21 protein-coding genes are annotated in these 15,568 nt (G+C 71.0%); 19 read left to right on the top strand and 2 right to left on the bottom strand.

Features of this window, described 5'->3' with window-relative positions; genetic code table 11:
* Window positions 1–5 precede the first annotated feature (5 nt).
* Window positions 6–2,912 (bottom strand): excinuclease ABC subunit UvrA, encoded by a 2,907-nt coding sequence (gene uvrA / locus P3T35_RS15320; RefSeq protein WP_101382620.1) that lies wholly within the window; start codon window positions 2,910–2,912, stop codon window positions 6–8.
* Window positions 2,913–3,159: 247 nt separating this feature from the next.
* Between uvrA and P3T35_RS15315 the strand changes: the two genes are divergently transcribed.
* The 11 genes from P3T35_RS15315 to P3T35_RS15265 all read left to right on the top strand — a co-directional run bounded on the left by P3T35_RS15315 (window position 3,160) and on the right by P3T35_RS15265 (window position 8,214).
* On the top strand, window positions 3,160–3,915 hold the full coding sequence (locus P3T35_RS15315) for a maleylpyruvate isomerase family mycothiol-dependent enzyme (protein ID WP_101382619.1): 756 nt from the start codon (window positions 3,160–3,162) through the stop codon (window positions 3,913–3,915).
* Between the two features lie 43 nt (window positions 3,916–3,958).
* On the top strand, window positions 3,959–4,606 hold the full coding sequence (locus tag P3T35_RS15310) for an MBL fold metallo-hydrolase (RefSeq protein ID WP_101382618.1): 648 nt from the start codon (window positions 3,959–3,961) through the stop codon (window positions 4,604–4,606).
* A 98-nt stretch (window positions 4,607–4,704) separates the two neighbouring features.
* Window positions 4,705–5,196 (top strand): hypothetical protein, encoded by a 492-nt coding sequence (locus P3T35_RS15305; protein WP_101382617.1) that lies wholly within the window; start codon window positions 4,705–4,707, stop codon window positions 5,194–5,196.
* Window positions 5,193–5,804 (top strand): hypothetical protein, encoded by a 612-nt coding sequence (locus tag P3T35_RS15300; RefSeq protein WP_101382616.1) that lies wholly within the window; start codon window positions 5,193–5,195, stop codon window positions 5,802–5,804. The genes P3T35_RS15305 and P3T35_RS15300 overlap by 4 nt, the downstream gene beginning before the upstream one ends.
* Complete coding sequence (locus P3T35_RS15295) at window positions 5,804–6,007, top strand: hypothetical protein (RefSeq protein WP_101382615.1); 204 nt, start codon at window positions 5,804–5,806, stop codon at window positions 6,005–6,007. The genes P3T35_RS15300 and P3T35_RS15295 overlap by 1 nt, the downstream gene beginning before the upstream one ends.
* On the top strand, window positions 6,004–6,375 hold the full coding sequence (locus P3T35_RS15290) for a hypothetical protein (protein ID WP_101382614.1): 372 nt from the start codon (window positions 6,004–6,006) through the stop codon (window positions 6,373–6,375). Before P3T35_RS15295 ends, P3T35_RS15290 begins: the two co-directional genes overlap by 4 nt.
* Window positions 6,372–6,671: a hypothetical protein gene (locus P3T35_RS15285; protein ID WP_101382613.1), complete on the top strand. Its 300-nt coding sequence runs from the start codon at window positions 6,372–6,374 to the stop codon at window positions 6,669–6,671. Before P3T35_RS15290 ends, P3T35_RS15285 begins: the two co-directional genes overlap by 4 nt.
* Window positions 6,668–6,817: a hypothetical protein gene (locus P3T35_RS15280; RefSeq protein ID WP_180356616.1), complete on the top strand. Its 150-nt coding sequence runs from the start codon at window positions 6,668–6,670 to the stop codon at window positions 6,815–6,817. The genes P3T35_RS15285 and P3T35_RS15280 overlap by 4 nt, the downstream gene beginning before the upstream one ends.
* An 83-nt stretch (window positions 6,818–6,900) precedes the next feature.
* Window positions 6,901–7,104, top strand: coding sequence for a hypothetical protein (locus tag P3T35_RS15275; protein WP_143676916.1), 204 nt, complete (start codon window positions 6,901–6,903; stop codon window positions 7,102–7,104).
* Window positions 7,105–7,122: 18 nt separating this feature from the next.
* Window positions 7,123–7,473: a hypothetical protein gene (locus P3T35_RS15270; RefSeq protein WP_101382611.1), complete on the top strand. Its 351-nt coding sequence runs from the start codon at window positions 7,123–7,125 to the stop codon at window positions 7,471–7,473.
* An 87-nt stretch (window positions 7,474–7,560) separates the two neighbouring features.
* A complete protein-coding gene (locus P3T35_RS15265) occupies window positions 7,561–8,214 on the top strand; it encodes a hypothetical protein (RefSeq protein WP_101382610.1) in 654 nt (217 codons plus the stop codon).
* A 64-nt stretch (window positions 8,215–8,278) separates the two neighbouring features.
* Here the strand turns inward: P3T35_RS15265 and P3T35_RS15260 are convergent, their stop codons facing one another.
* Window positions 8,279–9,082, bottom strand: a complete 804-nt coding sequence (locus tag P3T35_RS15260; protein WP_101382609.1) for a GntR family transcriptional regulator — start codon at window positions 9,080–9,082, stop codon at window positions 8,279–8,281.
* Window positions 9,083–9,298: 216 nt separating this feature from the next.
* On the opposite strand from P3T35_RS15260, the gene P3T35_RS15255 reads away from it, so the two are divergent.
* The 8 genes from P3T35_RS15255 to P3T35_RS15220 all read left to right on the top strand — a co-directional run bounded on the left by P3T35_RS15255 (window position 9,299) and on the right by P3T35_RS15220 (window position 15,521).
* Window positions 9,299–9,580 carry a WhiB family transcriptional regulator gene (locus tag P3T35_RS15255; protein WP_180356615.1) on the top strand — a complete coding sequence of 94 codons (282 nt, stop codon included), beginning with the start codon at window positions 9,299–9,301 and terminating at the stop codon, window positions 9,578–9,580.
* The gene (locus P3T35_RS15250) at window positions 9,580–9,945 is read left to right on the top strand and encodes a hypothetical protein (protein ID WP_101382607.1); all 366 of its coding nucleotides are present in this window, start codon (window positions 9,580–9,582) and stop codon (window positions 9,943–9,945) included. Before P3T35_RS15255 ends, P3T35_RS15250 begins: the two co-directional genes overlap by 1 nt.
* On the top strand, window positions 9,942–10,181 hold the full coding sequence (locus tag P3T35_RS15245; protein WP_101382606.1) for a hypothetical protein: 240 nt from the start codon (window positions 9,942–9,944) through the stop codon (window positions 10,179–10,181). Before P3T35_RS15250 ends, P3T35_RS15245 begins: the two co-directional genes overlap by 4 nt.
* On the top strand, window positions 10,178–11,446 hold the full coding sequence (locus tag P3T35_RS15240; RefSeq protein WP_101382605.1) for a DUF2637 domain-containing protein: 1,269 nt from the start codon (window positions 10,178–10,180) through the stop codon (window positions 11,444–11,446). The genes P3T35_RS15245 and P3T35_RS15240 overlap by 4 nt, the downstream gene beginning before the upstream one ends.
* A gap of 113 nt (window positions 11,447–11,559) precedes the next feature.
* A complete protein-coding gene (locus P3T35_RS15235) occupies window positions 11,560–11,700 on the top strand; it encodes a hypothetical protein (RefSeq protein ID WP_180356614.1) in 141 nt (46 codons plus the stop codon).
* A gap of 52 nt (window positions 11,701–11,752) precedes the next feature.
* Window positions 11,753–12,208, top strand: coding sequence for a hypothetical protein (locus P3T35_RS15230; protein ID WP_101382604.1), 456 nt, complete (start codon window positions 11,753–11,755; stop codon window positions 12,206–12,208).
* Window positions 12,209–12,514: 306 nt separating this feature from the next.
* Window positions 12,515–12,934 carry a hypothetical protein gene (locus P3T35_RS15225; protein ID WP_101382603.1) on the top strand — a complete coding sequence of 140 codons (420 nt, stop codon included), beginning with the start codon at window positions 12,515–12,517 and terminating at the stop codon, window positions 12,932–12,934.
* Between the two features lie 73 nt (window positions 12,935–13,007).
* Complete coding sequence (locus P3T35_RS15220) at window positions 13,008–15,521, top strand: hypothetical protein (RefSeq protein WP_101382602.1); 2,514 nt, start codon at window positions 13,008–13,010, stop codon at window positions 15,519–15,521.
* Window positions 15,522–15,568: the final 47 nt, after the last annotated feature.

Here is a 15,568-nt window from a genome sequence, read left to right as displayed (position 1 = left end):
GCTTGCTACTTCTTGACCGCGGCACGCTTGCGGGCCGAGCGCGGTGCCGGGACCGGCGCCTCGTCGGTGACCCGGTCGCCCAGGATGTCGCGGAGGAACTTGCCGGTGTGGCTGTCCGTCACCTGGGCGACCTCCTCCGGAGTGCCCTCGGCGACCACGGTGCCGCCGCCGCTGCCGCCCTCGGGGCCCATGTCCACGATCCAGTCGGCGGTCTTGATCACATCGAGGTTGTGCTCGATGACGATCACCGTGTTGCCCTTCTCGACCAGACCGGTGAGCACCTTGATCAGCTTGCTGATGTCCTCGAAGTGCAGGCCGGTGGTCGGCTCGTCCAGCACGTAGACGGTGCGGCCGGTGGAGCGCTTCTGCAGCTCGGAGGCGAGCTTGACGCGCTGCGCCTCACCGCCGGAGAGGGTCGGCGCGCTCTGGCCGAGCCGGACGTAGCCCAGGCCGACGTCGGTCAGCGTCCTGAGGTGGCGGGCGATCGCCGGGACCGCCTCGAAGAAGTGCAGCGCCTCCTCGATCGGCATGTCCAGCACCTCGGCGATGGACTTGCCCTTGTAGTGCACCTCCAGGGTCTCCCGGTTGTACCGGGCGCCGTGGCAGACCTCGCACGGCACGTAGACGTCCGGCAGGAAGTTCATCTCGATCTTGATGGTGCCGTCGCCGGAGCAGTTCTCGCAGCGGCCGCCCTTGACGTTGAACGAGAAGCGGCCCTGCAGGTAGCCGCGCACCTTGGCCTCGGTGGTCTCCGCGAAGAGCTTGCGGACGTGGTCGAAGACACCGGTGTAGGTGGCCGGGTTGGACCGCGGGGTGCGGCCGATCGGCGACTGGTCGACGTGCACCACCTTGTCCACCAGGTCGGTACCGGTGACCCGGGTGTGCCGGCCCGGCACCGTGCGGGCGCCGTTGAGCTCGCGGGCCAGGTGGGTGTAGAGGATGTCGTTGACCAGGGTGGACTTGCCCGATCCGGACACCCCGGTGATCGCGGTGAAGGTGCCGAGCGGGAAGCCGACCGAGATGTCCTTCAGGTTGTTCTCGCGGGCGCCGTGCACCGTGATCTGGCGCTTCTTGTCCCGCGGGCGGCGGGCCGGCGGCAGCGGGATCGAGCGCTTGCCGGAGAGGTACTGACCGGTCAGCGACTCCTGGTTGTCCAGCAGCTCCTTGAGCGCCCCGGAGTGCACCACCTTGCCACCGTGCTCGCCGGCGCCCGGGCCGATGTCGACCACCCAGTCGGCGGTCTTGATGGTGTCCTCGTCGTGCTCGACCACGATCAGGGTGTTGCCGATGTCACGCAGCCGCACCAGGGTCTCGATCAGCCGGTGGTTGTCCCGCTGGTGCAGGCCGATCGACGGCTCGTCCAGCACGTAGAGCACGCCGACCAGGCCGGAGCCGATCTGGGTGGCCAGCCGGATCCGCTGCGCCTCGCCCCCGGAGAGGGTGCCGGCCGCGCGGTTGAGCGAGAGGTAGTCCAGGCCGACGTCGACCAGGAACCGCAGCCGCTCGTTGACCTCCTTCAGCACCCGCTCGGCGATCTTCTTGTCACGGGCCGTCAGCTTCATCGCGCCGAGGAACTCGGCGCAGTCGCTGATCGACATCGCCGAGACCTCGGCGATCGACTTGCCCTGCACGGTGACCGCGAGCACCACCGGCTTGAGCCGGGTGCCCTCGCAGGTGGGGCAGGGCACCTCGCGCATGTAGCCCTCGAAGCGCTCCCGGCTGCTGTCGGTCTCGGCCTCGCTGTGCCGGCGCTGGACGAACGGGATCACGCCCTCGAAGCCGGTGACGTAGGAACGCTCGCGCCCGTAGCGGTTGTTGTAGCGGACCTCGACCTTGGCCTTGTGCCCGTAGAGCAGCGCCTTCTTGGCGCGGGCCGGCAGCCCGGCCCAGGGGATGTCGGTGCGGAAGCCCAACTCGGTGGCCAGCGCGCCGATCAGGCGGCCGAAGTACTCCCGCATGTGGCCGCCGGACCAGGGGTGGATGGCACCCTCGTCCAGCGACTTCTCCTCGTCCGGCACCACCAGCTCCGGGTCCACCTCCATCCGGCTGCCCAGGCCCGTGCACTCCGGGCAGGCGCCGAACGGCGAGTTGAAGGAGAACGAGCGCGGCTCCAACTCCTCGAAGGAGACGTCGTCGTACGGGCAGTAGAGGTGCTCGGAGTACATCTTCTCGCGCTCCGGGTCCTCGGCGTCGAGGTCCACGAAGTCGAGCACCACCATGCCGCCCGAGAGCTTGAGCGCCGTCTCCACCGAGTCGGTCAGCCGGCGCTTGGCGCTGTCCTTGACGGTGAGGCGGTCGATCACCACCTCGATGGTGTGCTTCTCCTGCTTCTTGAGCTTGGGCGGCTCGACGAGCTGGACGGTCTCGCCGTCCACCCGGGCCCGGGCGTAGCCCTTGGACTGCAGGTCGGCGAAGAGGTCGACGAACTCGCCCTTGCGCTCCCGGACCACCGGGCTGAGCACCTGGAACCGGGTGCCCTCGGCGAGCTTCAGCACCTGGTCCACGATCGCCTGCGGGGACTGCTTGGCGATCGGGCGGCCGCAGTGCGGGCAGTGCGGCTTGCCGACCCGGGCGAAGAGCAGGCGCAGGTAGTCGTACACCTCGGTGATGGTGCCGACGGTGGAGCGCGGGTTGCGGTTGGTGGACTTCTGATCGATCGAGACGGCCGGGGAGAGGCCCTCGATGAAGTCGACGTCGGGCTTGTCCATCTGGCCCAGGAACTGCCGGGCGTAGGAGGACAGCGACTCGACGTAGCGGCGCTGGCCCTCGGCGAAGATCGTGTCGAACGCCAGCGAGGACTTGCCCGAACCGGAGAGGCCGGTGAAAACGATCAGCGAGTCCCGGGGCAGGTCGAGCGAGACGTTCTTCAGGTTGTGCTCGCGAGCACCGCGGACGATGAGGCGGTCGGCCACTGGTTCTGGCGCCTTTCTCCGGGTCGGGCAGAACATCGGTCTTATTCAGTGTCGCCGACCAGCATATAGCTCAGGCGTTCGAATACCGGCGTTGTCCAGCCGGGCCCACCCGAATGAGTGAAGCGGATCGCACTGACAATCGAGTCCCGCTCAAGAAAGCCGCTGCTCACCGCCCCGGACGGCGATAGCCTCGCCGTGCAGGACAACGACCGGACCCCTGTCAAGGCAACGCGGAGGCTTCCACCCCATGACCCAGCAACTCGCCCCGGCCGATCTCGCCGCCGCCACCCTGCGCGACGTCGCCGAGAGCACCGAACGGCTGCTGCGCACCGTCGCCGAGCTGACCCCGGAGGCGGTCGCCGAGCCGTCCGGGCTGCCCGGCTGGACCCGCGGCCATGTGCTGGCCCACATCGCCCGCAACGCCGACTCCCTGGTCAACCTGCTGGAGACCGCCCGCACCGGCGTGGAGATCCCGCAGTACGCCAGCGAGAGCGCCCGCGAGGAGGCCATCCAGCAGGGCGCGCCGCGGCCGCCGGCCGAGCAGCTGGCCGACCTGGAGGCCGGCGCCGAGCGGCTGGCCCGGGCCGCCGCCGCGCTCTCCCCAGAGCACTGGGCGGTCCAGCTGAAGCACCGGCTCGGCTACGTCTTCCCGGCCTACCAGGTGCCCGCCAAGCGGCTCGGCGAGCTGGAGTACCACCACGTCGACCTGCTGGCCGGCTACACCCCGGCGCACTGGCCGGCCGAGTTCGCCGTCGACCAGTTCGACCGGCTGGCCGAGAAGTTCTCCGTCCCCGGGCTGCCCGGCGTCGTGCTGATCTGCGACGACATCGAGCACCGCGCGGTGATCGGCGACGGGCCGGCCACGCTGACGGCCGAGGGCCCGGTCCGCGCCCTCGCCGCCTGGCTCTCCGGCCGCTCCGACGGCGACGGGCTGCAGGTCCGCGAGAACGACGGCCCGCTGGTCGACCACACGGCGCTGCCCGCACTCCCGCCGATGGGCTGACGCACCATCATGGTGCCTGTCCCTTCACAGTGAGGAGCAACCCTTGAGCTACCACGGAGCCGTCACGGTCGGCGGTCGGCCGGATGTCCGGGAACTCGCCCACCTGATGATCACCAAGGTCGCGGTCGGCCCGTACGACAACAACGCCTATCTGCTGCGCTGCCGGGCCACCGACGAGCAGCTGCTGATCGACGCGGCGGCCGATGCGCCGACCCTGCTGGAGACGGTCGGCGACCGACTGGCCACGGTCGTCACCACGCACCGCCACCAGGACCACTGGAACGCGCTGGCCGAGGTGGTCGCCGCCACCCGGGCCCGGACCGCGGCCGGCCGGTTCGACGCCGAGGGCATCCCGGTCCACACCGACCTGCTGCTGGCGGACGGCGACACCCTCGAGGTCGGCCGGTGCCGGCTGACCGTGCGCCACCTGGTCGGCCACACTCCCGGCGCGATCGTGCTGATCTACGACGACCCGGAGGGGCACCCGCACGTCTTCACCGGCGACTGCCTCTTCCCAGGCGGTCCCGGACGGACAACACAGCCGGATGAGTTTAAGTCGCTGATGGAAGGGCTGGAGGCCAAGGTCTTCACCTTGCCGGATGAGTCTTGGATCTATCCGGGTCACGGGAACGACACCACCCTCGGCAGGGAGCGCCCTCAGCTCCCAGAGTGGTGGGCCCGCGGCTGGTAAGTCGCGATGGGGCCGCCTAAAACAAGGCGGCCCCGCCTGGTGTAGCGAGCACCAAGCGGAGCCTGACCGACCACCTGCGTCAACAGGGAGTCAGCTCCATGTACCTTCTCATGTCCGGCGCGCCCCGTGTGGGCCTGCGCAGCACCATCTCGAACTTCCTGGCCCGCACCGCCGTGCGGATCGCCCAGGCCCCCGCCCCGGTCCAGCTCCCCGCCCAGCGGGTTGAGCAGCAGCCGGAGGCCACCGCCGACTTCTTCACCCCGGCGGACATGCCGGCGGTCGAGGACATCGAGGCCGCTGCCGCCGAGTACCAGCGGGCCGCCGAGCAGGCCCGCCGCGCGGACCGCGGCAAGCGCGCCGCCCGCAAGATCCTGGACCGGCTCCCGGCCGGCAGCTACGGCCGCTGGCTGGTCGAGCGGGTCAGCAACAACCGTCAGGTCGCCGACCTGGACACGATCCGGGCGACGTACAAGCGGCTCGGCCTGGGCCCGGTGCCGATGAAGCAGTCCGCCCCGTCCCTCAAGGTCACCCAGCTCGCCGACGTCGAGACCCCGGCCGAGTTCAAGGTCCTCGCGGGGGTGGCGCTGTGACCACCGTCGCCGAGCGGCCGGCCGTCTTCACCGGCACTCCCGAGCAGATCATCACCGACATCGTCCACGCCTACCAGATGCGGACCACGGTCTACATCGCCGAGCACCTGGCCCGCGGCGACTGGCAGCTCGCCGAAGACCTCACGCAGGACACCTTCGCCCACCTGTGGCGCTACCACGTCTCCCGGGGCGTCCAGCTCGACGACCGGCTGTGGGGCCTGCTGAAGCTGATCGCCCGGCAGATGACCAGCCACCACCTGCGGGCGATGCGCAACACCGAACGGCCCATCGACTTCACGGACCCGGCGACCCGGCCGGTCCGGGCGGCCGACGCGGACATGCCGCACGTGGCGGTGGTCCTGTCGGAGCTGCAGGAGGCCGAGGCCGCGCTGGTGGAGGTGGCGGCCCGGTACCGGGCGGCGGTGAGCCGCGCGGCGGTCGCCCGGGGCGCCCTGGCCCGCAGCGTCTCGCCGGAGGCGGTGGAGCGGTCGAAGGCGCGCGTGGCTGAACTGGCGGCGGCGGTCGGCCCGGTGCTGGAGGAGTTCAAGGCGGCGGCGGCCCGGGTGGCGGCGCTGCGGGTGGAGCGCGACTCGGCGGGGGTGCAGTGATGGCGAAGAAGTCGAAGGTGCACCGCCCGACCGAGAACAGGGCGGTCGGCGCCACCACCAGCCCGAAGCCGTCGGCGCCGCTGGACCGGCTGTGGCGGATGCTCGCCGCGGCGGTGCGCAACCACGACCGGCACGGCGCCCAGCTGATCCGCAACTTGCTGGTGCGGGCGATGGCGACCGGCCCGGTGGGGGCGACGTCGTGAGCCGGCTTGCCAACGTACGCCTGAACAACGGCGAGCTGGTCTCGCTGCCCGAGCCGAACTGGTGCGTGTTCCAGCACCATGACGGGCTGCACGCCGAGGACATCTTCCACGAGGGCCCGGAGACGGCGTTCACGGTCGACGCGCCGAACGGCCGGTTCGAGCTGCTGGGTGCGTCGGTGACGGCCTATCCGTTCGCGTCGACGCCGGCGGCCCGGGTGCCGCACGTGACGGTGGATCTGGGCAGCGGCTTCGGGTCGTTCGACCCGGCCGGGCTGCGCGACCTAGCGGCCGGCCTGGTGGTGCACGCCGGACGGCTGCGGGACCTGGCGACCGTGCTTGAGCGGCTGCGGGCGGAGGCTGGCCGATGACCGAAGCCGAAGCTCATGAGTTGGTCCGGCAGCACCTCGCCGAGCAGGAGCGGCAGGCGCAGGAGCGGCTGGAGGCCGCCATGTTGGGCCCGGTGCACATTCGCAAGCGCATCGCCCGGAAACGCGGCAACGGCTTCTACCGGGTGCAGTACGGCGCGAGCGAGAACGGCTCGCAGACGCTGTGCGGCGCTCCGGCCGGCATGGACCGGACTTGGGCCGAGACCCGGTTCGCGAAGCACCTCGCCGCCGTCACCTGCGAGGACTGCAAGCAGCTGCGGGCGGAGGCCGGCGGATGACCGCCTCCGTCGGCTGCGGCCACGAGGTCGACGAGGACGACCTGGCCCCGGATCACAACGGCGAGATGGCGTGCCCGGACTGCCTGGCCGACTGGGCGGTGCTGGATGACGCCCGGGAGTGGCGCTGGTGGGCGTACTCGGCCTGACCGGTTGCCCGCGCTGCCTGGCCTTGGTGCCGGGTGGCGTGGGGAGCCGGGACAGGCCCGGCGTCACCATCGAGGAGCTCACGATGCGCACCGCCCAGGAACTCGCCGCCATGACCTATCCCGAGCTCAAGGCCGCGTGGCGGCGGTCCGAGATCAGCCCGGTCGAGAAGAGCGCCTGGCACCTGGCTTTCGACGGCCGCTGTGGTCAATGCGGCGTGATGCCGTCGCCGGAGGCGGTTGCCCTGGCCGCCGAGATCAAGGCTGCAGTCGCTAACCCGTCCCTTTGATCAGCAAGGAGTACTGCCATGTCCAAGCCCGACCCCGTGAAGGCCGCCCGTGACGCCGCCGAGGCGATCCGCCGACTCAACCACGCGACGAGCAGCCGCCGGGATCCGGTGCCCGCGCCGCAGATCAGCACGATCACGCACGAGCTCTACACGGTGGCGAACCGGCTGCCGCAGGCCCTGGAGCAGCTCGGCGCACAGTTGAAGGCCCGTCAGGCCGAGGGGCGGATCCGGATGGACACCGGGGAGCGGCCGGCGGATGCGGTCGAGCAGGTGTCGGCGGCCTTCGAGGACGCGCTGCACGCGGCGGACGACCTGGAGCGGTCGCTGAACCGGGCCTTCGGGGTGCTGTTCCACATGGCCGCCGAGTAGGTAGTCCCCGCGGGGCGGGTGCCCTACCCGACCCCACCCGCAAGACCGTGGCCCGTCCGGGGCCACCCGAACCCGACTGGAGATCACATGTGCGACCAGTGCGACCCCTACAGCCGCACGGATGACAAGCCCGATCCCAGCGCCGCCGCCGCCGAGGCGGCCGAGGCGATCCGCACGCTTAACCACGTGACGCTCAGCACCGGCTGGGCCGATCACCCGGGCGACGTCTCTGCGGTCGCCGGCGCCCTGCTCCGGCTCGCCGAGCGGCTGCCGCAGGCCTTGCAGCAGGTCTACGCCGAGCTGGACCGGCTCGACCAGGCCGGGGCGATCCGCATGGACAACGGCGCCGATCCGGTCGTTGAGGCGGGCCGCGTGCTGGTGGCGCTGCAGGACGCCCGGGGCCGCGCCCAGCACCTTCGCTCGGTGCTGGCGACTGCGGCCAGCGGCCTGGACCACATGGGCGGCCACTTCCAGAACGACGAGGACGAGCTGGTGGACACCGGCGACGCCGAGGAGTGGGCGGACAAGGTCGGCATCATCAAGACCTCGCACGGCCAGTGTCTGGCCTGCCATAAGCCCTTCGATGCGGGCGACACTCGGTGGGACGGCCACAACCGTCACGACAACACCGACTGGTGCCGGGCCTGCGTGGACCGGTGCCACGAGAGCGAGGACGCCTTCCATCGGTGCCCGGTCTGTGCTGAGACGGGGGACGGTGCCTGCGGGCCCGAGAGAGACTGAGCGGGCGCGCAGAGGGGCCCTGGCCGTTTGCCCCGGCCAGGGCCCCACAGAACCGACGTGCCGCTCAGCTGGTGTAGAAGTCGGCCGAGGCCGGCTGCACCGGCCAGCGGGCCGCTCCCTTCCTGGTCATCGGGTAGCGCACCGAGAACAGCTCGGCGCTCATCCGGATGTCGTTGACCTCGACCACCAGGGGCCGGCCGTCGACCTTCACAGTGGACGTGCGGATGATCCGCAGCAGCGGGACACCGGGCGGCAGGAGCAGGGCCGTCGCTTCGTCCGGGCTGGGGATCGCCGCGGTGACCTCCTCCTCCCAGGCGATCGGCTGCTCAGCCCACTCCTCGATGCGGTCGTAGATCCCGCCAAGGCCGGAGTTCCCGGCGATGACGGGGACGGCTTCGACCGCCGCGGGGTGCAGGTAGCTGTCGGTCAGCTGGCGGTGCTCGGGCACCTCGGGGTCGCCGTTGAGTCGCTTGCGCGCTGTGACGAAGGTTCCGGGCTCGATGCCGAGGTATCGGGCGATGTCGGCCGGCACCGGCTCCTGGACAACCTCGGTGCGGGTGCCTTCGACGAGTCGCCAGTGCTGGACGTTCGCGCCGGAGTAGTAGCCGAGGTTGTCGCGTTCCATGCCGCGGCTTCGGATCATCCGTTCGGTGGGGCGCCGGCGGACGGTGGTGCCGGACGCGCCGCCTCGGTAGATGACCAGCCCTTCGTTCTTGAGGATGTTGAGGGCGTTGCGGGCGGTCTGCCTGCTGACGCTGTACTGCTCGGTGATGGCGTCCATGGTGGGAAGCCGGTCGCCGGGCTGGAGTTCGCCGCTGTCGATGCGTTGCCGCAGTTCCGAGGCGATCTGTTCAGCGCTGTGGGCCATGTTGCCTCCTTCCGTGTAGTTCTGAGTGCTCCCAGCTTAGGTGCTAGCACCTAACTCTTGACGAGTGCAGTGTCGGCCCGTCAGTATCTGATTAAGCGTTAGGTGCTAGCACCTAAACGGCCTTCGTTTGCTGCGCTCGCACGCACAACAGCCCCGGCGAAACACCCAGGGCCACCCCAAACACCCACCCACTGAAGGGAATTCAGCATGTCCGCCATGCCCGAAAACACGTCGAGCGCGGCCCTGACCCCCTGCGCCCAGCACCCGCTGAACTTCTTCTTCCCGATTGAGGCCCGCAGCGGCCAGCCCACCGCCGGGGAGCGCGCCGCCCTGCGGGTCTGCGCCACCTGCCCGATCGCTGACCGCCGCGAGTGCCTGGAGCGGGAGCTGCGGCTCCCGGCCTACAGGCAGTACGGCGTCGTCGGGTGCACCACCGCCAGCCAGCGCCGCTCGATCATCCGGTCCCGAAAGGCCGCCAGCAAGGCCGAGGTCGCGTGATGAACACCTTCGAGCAGATGATCGCCACCGCCCAGGACCAGGCCGCCCGCTACCTGGCCGCCGACATCACCTACCGCACGGCCGAGATCCAGGACGCGCTGATCAACCAGCTGGAGTCCATCAGCCAGGCCGCCGGCCGCCGCGCCAGCGACCAGCTGGTCACCGCCGCAGTTGCCCGCCTGTCGCCGCGCACCTCCGAGATGCTCTACCACCGCGCCTGCCAGACCACCCGGTACGCCGCAGCCAGGCTCATCGCCCGCACCACGGGCCTCGGGGACGAGCTGTACCAGCAGGCCCACCGGGCGGAGCGACAGCTGCTCGCTGCCTACGTCCGTCCGTCCGGCCAGGTCGGCGGTGCCGAGTGAACACTGCCGCCGCCCTCGCCAACGCCAAGCTTCGCCTCTCGCACGGCTGGCCGCTCGTCCTGGTCCTCCTGGCCCTCTACGGGCCGGTCGCCGGGATCACCCAGCTGGTCATCCTCGGCGCCGGCCTCTACTGCCTCAGCCGCGGCGCCCCCGGCAGCCACCCGAAACCCGCACCCGCCAAACCCAGCAAGCCGACCGACCGGCCCCGAAACGACGAAGGGAAGTGGACGAAATGACGAGCACCAGCTGGTACGACGAGCGCCGCGCGGATCGTGCCGCCGAGCGCCAGGCCGATCGGGAGGACCGGACGACCGAGCGGGCCGAGGCTCGCAAGGACGCCGAGGCCGAGCGGCGCCGGAAGGCCGCCGACCGGCGCGAGCGCGAGGAGCGCCAGGCCAAGGCCCGCGCCGCCCGCGCTGCGAAGGTCGGCAAGATCACCGGCTGGGTGACCGCCGATCCGGCCCGCGCGTTCGTCAGGTTGGTGCAGGCCTGCTCGATCGTCCCGGCCGTCGTTTCCCAGATCGGCGCGCTAACCGGCGCCGGAGTCGAGCCGCTCCTGGCCGGCCTGCTCGCCGCGATGCTCGAAGGTGCAGCCTGGGCGCTAGTCGCCATGGGATCCCGAGCCGAGGGCGAGCGCTCGACCCGCACCTACCGGATCGGCGCCTGGGCGGCCGGCGCAGTCGCCGCGTGGATCAACTACTCGCACGGTGCCCAGCAGTACGCCGCCCACTCGTGGGTCGCAATCGTCCTGGCCCTGTCCAGCCTGGTCGCCGTCTGGCTCACCGACCTGCAGACGCACGGCGGGAAGGGGCCGACCAAGGTCGAGAAGCAGATGGCCAAGGACCGGAAGGCGCACGCCAGCCGCCGGGCAGCAGACCACCCGGAGGTGTTGAAGGTCGCGCAGCGGCTTCTGTCCGCTACCCCGCACGGTGCGCTGCACCCGGACGATGCCTGGCGGGTCGCCTGGAGCTACGTCGAGGGCGTTGGGGTGACCGGCGTGACGGCCGACCTGATCGCCGGTCAGCTCGCGGCGAAGGCCCGCGTCACGGAAGTGTCAGAGCCGCGCCCGGCCGCCCCGGACTGGGGTCCGGACATGCCGCCGGACCCGTTCCTGGACGACCCGGACTCGGTGTACGAGCCCCTGTTCCCGGAGGCGCTGGAGGCGGCATCCCGTCGATCTTCGGACAGCCCGGAATCCCTTGACGGTAAAGGGCTCCAGGGGGTTACCAGCGCCCCGAAGAAGGCTGCTGCGGAGCAACTGCGGGACGCGTCCGGGAACAACCCTCAGGCGGCCGACGGGAGGCCCCTGGCGCCCGAGGATCTGGCCCAGGTTCGGGCGCTTGCCGATCTTCTCGCGAGCACCGATCAGGCCCTGTCGGTGAAGAAGATCCGCGAGCTGATCCACTGTCGCAGCGACTACGCGATGCGGCTGCGGAACCAGGTCCAGGCCGAGCGATCCGGCCGGGACGACGACGGCGGCGAACCGGCCGTCACCCGCTGACGGACACGACGGCCGCTCCGGCGGTCGCCCCGGGGGCCGGCGGGCTCACCCGCCAGGGAAGGGCACCGGCCCCGGATCCCACACCCTGCACCACCGGCCGATCGGAGGCCCCCATGCCCGCCCACCGAGAGCCCCGCCCGACACCCAAGTGCCCCATCTGCGGCGACTGGGGAACCATCCTCGACCGCCACACCGGTCAGGAGAAGCGCTGCCCCGAGAACTGCGCGGCGTCGAAGAAGATCCGCCGCTGCTGAAAACCGCGCGCCGCCCGCACCCTGCCACCCCGACCTGATCAGGAGATTCGCCATGACGTACGCCATCACCGCCGCCGCCCGCACCACCGTTCCGGTCACCTGGACCAGCCCGGCCGGCACCACCGCCACCGCCCACATGCCGACCCACCTGCACGCGGCCTACGCGTCCGACGTCCACGCCGACACCGTCGCCACGCTCGCCGACCCGGGCCCGGCTGTCGCGCCGGCCTACACCACCACCGAATCCGGCGTGAGCGGCGGCGTGATCGGCGGCCTCGGCGGCGCCACCCTGCTCGGCGTGATCCTGCTCGTCTGGGCGATCGCCAAATGGCGGCACAGCTGGGGCAAGGACCACAAGACCGCGTTCGTGATGGGCGCCGCGGCGGCCGTGCTGATCGGCTCCTGGGGCCTCTTCGGGACGCTCACCAACACGGTCAAGAGCACTGGCAACTCGGTCGGGAACAGCGTCGGCAACACCATCTCGCAGCAGTCCTCGTACAGCCGGTGACGGCCTGTCGGCTGACCGGGCCTCCCCGACCGCCTGACGCGGGGCGGGGAGGGCGGTGAGCCGGACAGCCCGTCTGGCCCGACGCCACGGAGTACGAGATGACCAAGGACGAAGCGATCCTCGCCGCAGCCCGGGACATGGAGAACAGCCGATACGAGGCGCTCGCCCTGGGCGCCACCAGCGACGACATTCTCGCCGCCCTGAGCACCCTGTAGCTCAGCCCTGGGGCGGCCGTCCACGGCCAAGCGACCGGCCGCCCCGGGCTTTCGTCCCGAATCCACGCAGGTAGAAACAGGAGAGACCCCAATGTCCCTGCTCGAATCCCTCGCCCGCAAGGCCGTCAACGGCCTGGCCGACCACCTTATGGACGCCGCGATGGGCATCCCGAAGGACGCCGCCTCCCGCGAGCTGCTGCGCCGGCACGACGAGTGGCTGAAGACCGCTCAGCTCGGAGTCCGCTACTACAGCCACGACAGCAAGTACGAGTGGGTGTCGGTCTGCCAGGGCCCCTGGGAGCTGGAATGCCTCCCCACGTGGGTGTTCACCCGCCGAACCAAGTGCGGCCTGTACACCGACGACGGCCGCTACTCCTACCGGGCCTTCATGACCGCAGGCTTCCGGGGCCTGACCACCACCGCGCCGCCCCTTCCTGACAAGCCCGTCGACTTCTACGTCAGCGGGAACCTGGAGGACGACCCCCGCAAGTGGACCATCACCTACAAGTGACCGCCCCGCCGTCGTCTCGCACTCATCGCATCCCTCGCACTACTCGCATGCGTGATACCGAAGGAGAGAACCCGTGAGCATCACGACCCACCAGCCCGGCGCCGGCGCGGACGAGCCAGACTGGCTGGACGACCTGGACTGGCTCGACGACACGGAGCAGGTGCCGACCACCCGGCCGGTAGACCTCACCAAGCCGGTCCCCGCCGACTCCTGGCCCACCATCGAGGTGCAGGCCGGCGACGACGGCCAGGCCGAGCCCGACGCCACCCCGGGTTGGGTGGCCGCCCTGACGGCTCGGATCCGCGAGCGGCTGGCCGCCGACGGCGCAGTCCGCGAGCACCTGCAGCGCGCCCGCGCCAACACCTGGCGGTGGCTTCGGACCGAGGATCTGACGGACGGGCAGCTGAGTCTGCAGGTCATCGCCGAGCGGCAGCGCCAGCACAGGCAGCGCGAGACCCACCTGAAGCGCGAGCTGGCGAGCATCTCCAGCCGGATCATCGCGGCGAAGCGCAGTGAGACCGCCGACGTCGAGCACAACGACTACCACCGCGACGGCGACCAGGTCGCGGCCCTCAAGGGCCGCCGTGAGCTGATCGAGGCGCAGCTGTCCGAGCTGCAGCACCAGGCCGAGACGCTCGGTCTGGCCCCGACCGAGGGCCAGCTGTCCCGGGCCCGGTGGGGACGGCAGCTGACCCGGGGTGCGGCGCTGGTCGGCTCGGTGATCGGCGGCGGGATCGTCCTGCCGGTGGAGTCGTCCCCGCTGTGGCTGCTCGCGGCACTGCCGGCCGCCGCGGTGGCGCTGTGGCGGGCTGGCCTGGTGGTCGAGGAGAAGCAGGACCAGGAGCAGCAGGCGTTCAGCGGCCCTCTCGGTGTCGGAGCGCCAGCACCGCAGGTGGTGACGGCGCTGGCCGAGCAGCCGGTGGAGGGCCCGGGGTTCGCCGCCGCGGTGACCGCCGCGTACCTGGCCGCCGAGGAGGCAGCCACCCCGGGCGCGGCCGCCGCGCGGGAGGTCGCGAAGGCCGCAGAGCAGGCCGCCCAGGTGGTCGGCGCCTCCGACCTGATCGACCGCCTGGTCAAGGCCAGGATCATCGACCGGTCGGAGGCCGATGAGACGCGGATCGTCGGCGTGATTCGCCCCGACGGGCCCGGCTGGACGGCGACGATCGAACTGCCCGCCGGCAAGACCGCCGAGTACGCGATCGGCAAGGACTCCGAGTTGGCGTCGGCACTGCGGGTGAAGTCCGCCCAGCTGCAGATGCACAAGGACGTCTCCGAGGACGGCCACGAAGGCCGGTTCGTCATCTGGGTGGCGAACCAGGCGAACCCCTACGCGGGCGCGCCGGTGCCGAGCGAGCTGATCAAGGCCGACAGCTGGGATTTCTGGAGCCAGGGCATCCCGCTGGGCACCAACGCCCGGGGTGTACGCAAGGTGCTGAACATGCTCTGGAGCTCGCTGCTGATCGGCGGGCTCATGGGCTTCGGCAAGTCGTACCTTGCCCGGCTGATCGCCGCCGCCGCCGTCCTCGACCCGTACCTGAAGATCGTGCTGCTGTCTGGGAAGTCCGGGGCGGACTGGGCCGCGCTCAAGCTCGTCGCCCACCGGTACATCTCGGGGAACACCGCCTCCGTCATCCGGGAAATGCACCGAGTCATGGAGGAGACGATCGAGGACATGGCCGACCGGGGCATCCGGCTGGAGAAGACGTTCGAGGCCAACCCGGCGGCCTGCCCCGAGGGGAAGATCACGCCGGAGCTGGCCCGCACCGAAGGCCTGGAGATGACGCTCCTCCTGGTGGACGAGCTCCAGGAGATCCTGGACGCAGCCGCGGCGCTCAAGCTCGTCTCCGCCGACGATGCCGAGGCCGCCGCGGCCGATGAGAGCGGACGCAAGCCCGCCGGCCGCAACGGCAAGGAAGTGATGGTCAGCCTGTTCGCCCGGTTCATGCGGGTGGCCCGCTACGTCGGCGGCATGGAGATCGTCATCACCCAGCGCCCCGACTCCAACAGCGTGCCGACCGAACTGCGCGAAGTCGCCTCCAAGCGGGCCTGCTTCCGGGTCAAGGGCCAGAACAGCTCGAAGATGGTCCTGGGCGATGACGCGGTCAACAACGGCGCAGCCCCGCACCTCCTCCTGGACGGGCACAAGGGCGTCGCCGTCGTCGACGAGGGCGCCGAAGAAGGCCACGACACCCTGCGGGCCGACGTCATCAACCTGGACGACTTCCGGGTGATCTGCGAGCGCGGCCGGGACCTGCGCATCAAGGCCGGCACCCTCACCGGCCAGGCCGCTGAGCGCTGGGAGAAGGAGCGCGTGGGCATCCGCAAGCAGCAGGTGATCCGCGACGCGATCGCCGCGATGGAAGCCAACGGGGTCGACCGGGCCCGGCTGTCGGTGCTCGCCGAGTGGATGCGCGAGCTGTCCCCGGAGCGCTGGCACGACCTGACCGAGACCAGCCTCAGCTCGCTGCTGCGCGACGCGGACGCCGGCACCACCACCCGCATCGGCGCGGTCGACGGCCTGGCCAAGGCCTCCGGCTACCTGCGCGAGCAGCTGGCCGCCGCGCTGGAGCGCCAGGCCGCGGCCTGACCCACCCGTCCGGAGTACGGATCCGGGGCTCACACACCCCGTCTGCG

The sequence above is a fragment of the Kitasatospora sp. GP30 genome (assembly GCF_029892145.1).
Taxonomy (GTDB): domain Bacteria; phylum Actinomycetota; class Actinomycetes; order Streptomycetales; family Streptomycetaceae; genus Kitasatospora; species Kitasatospora acidiphila.
This window is presented reverse-complemented; position numbering and strand designations above follow the sequence as displayed.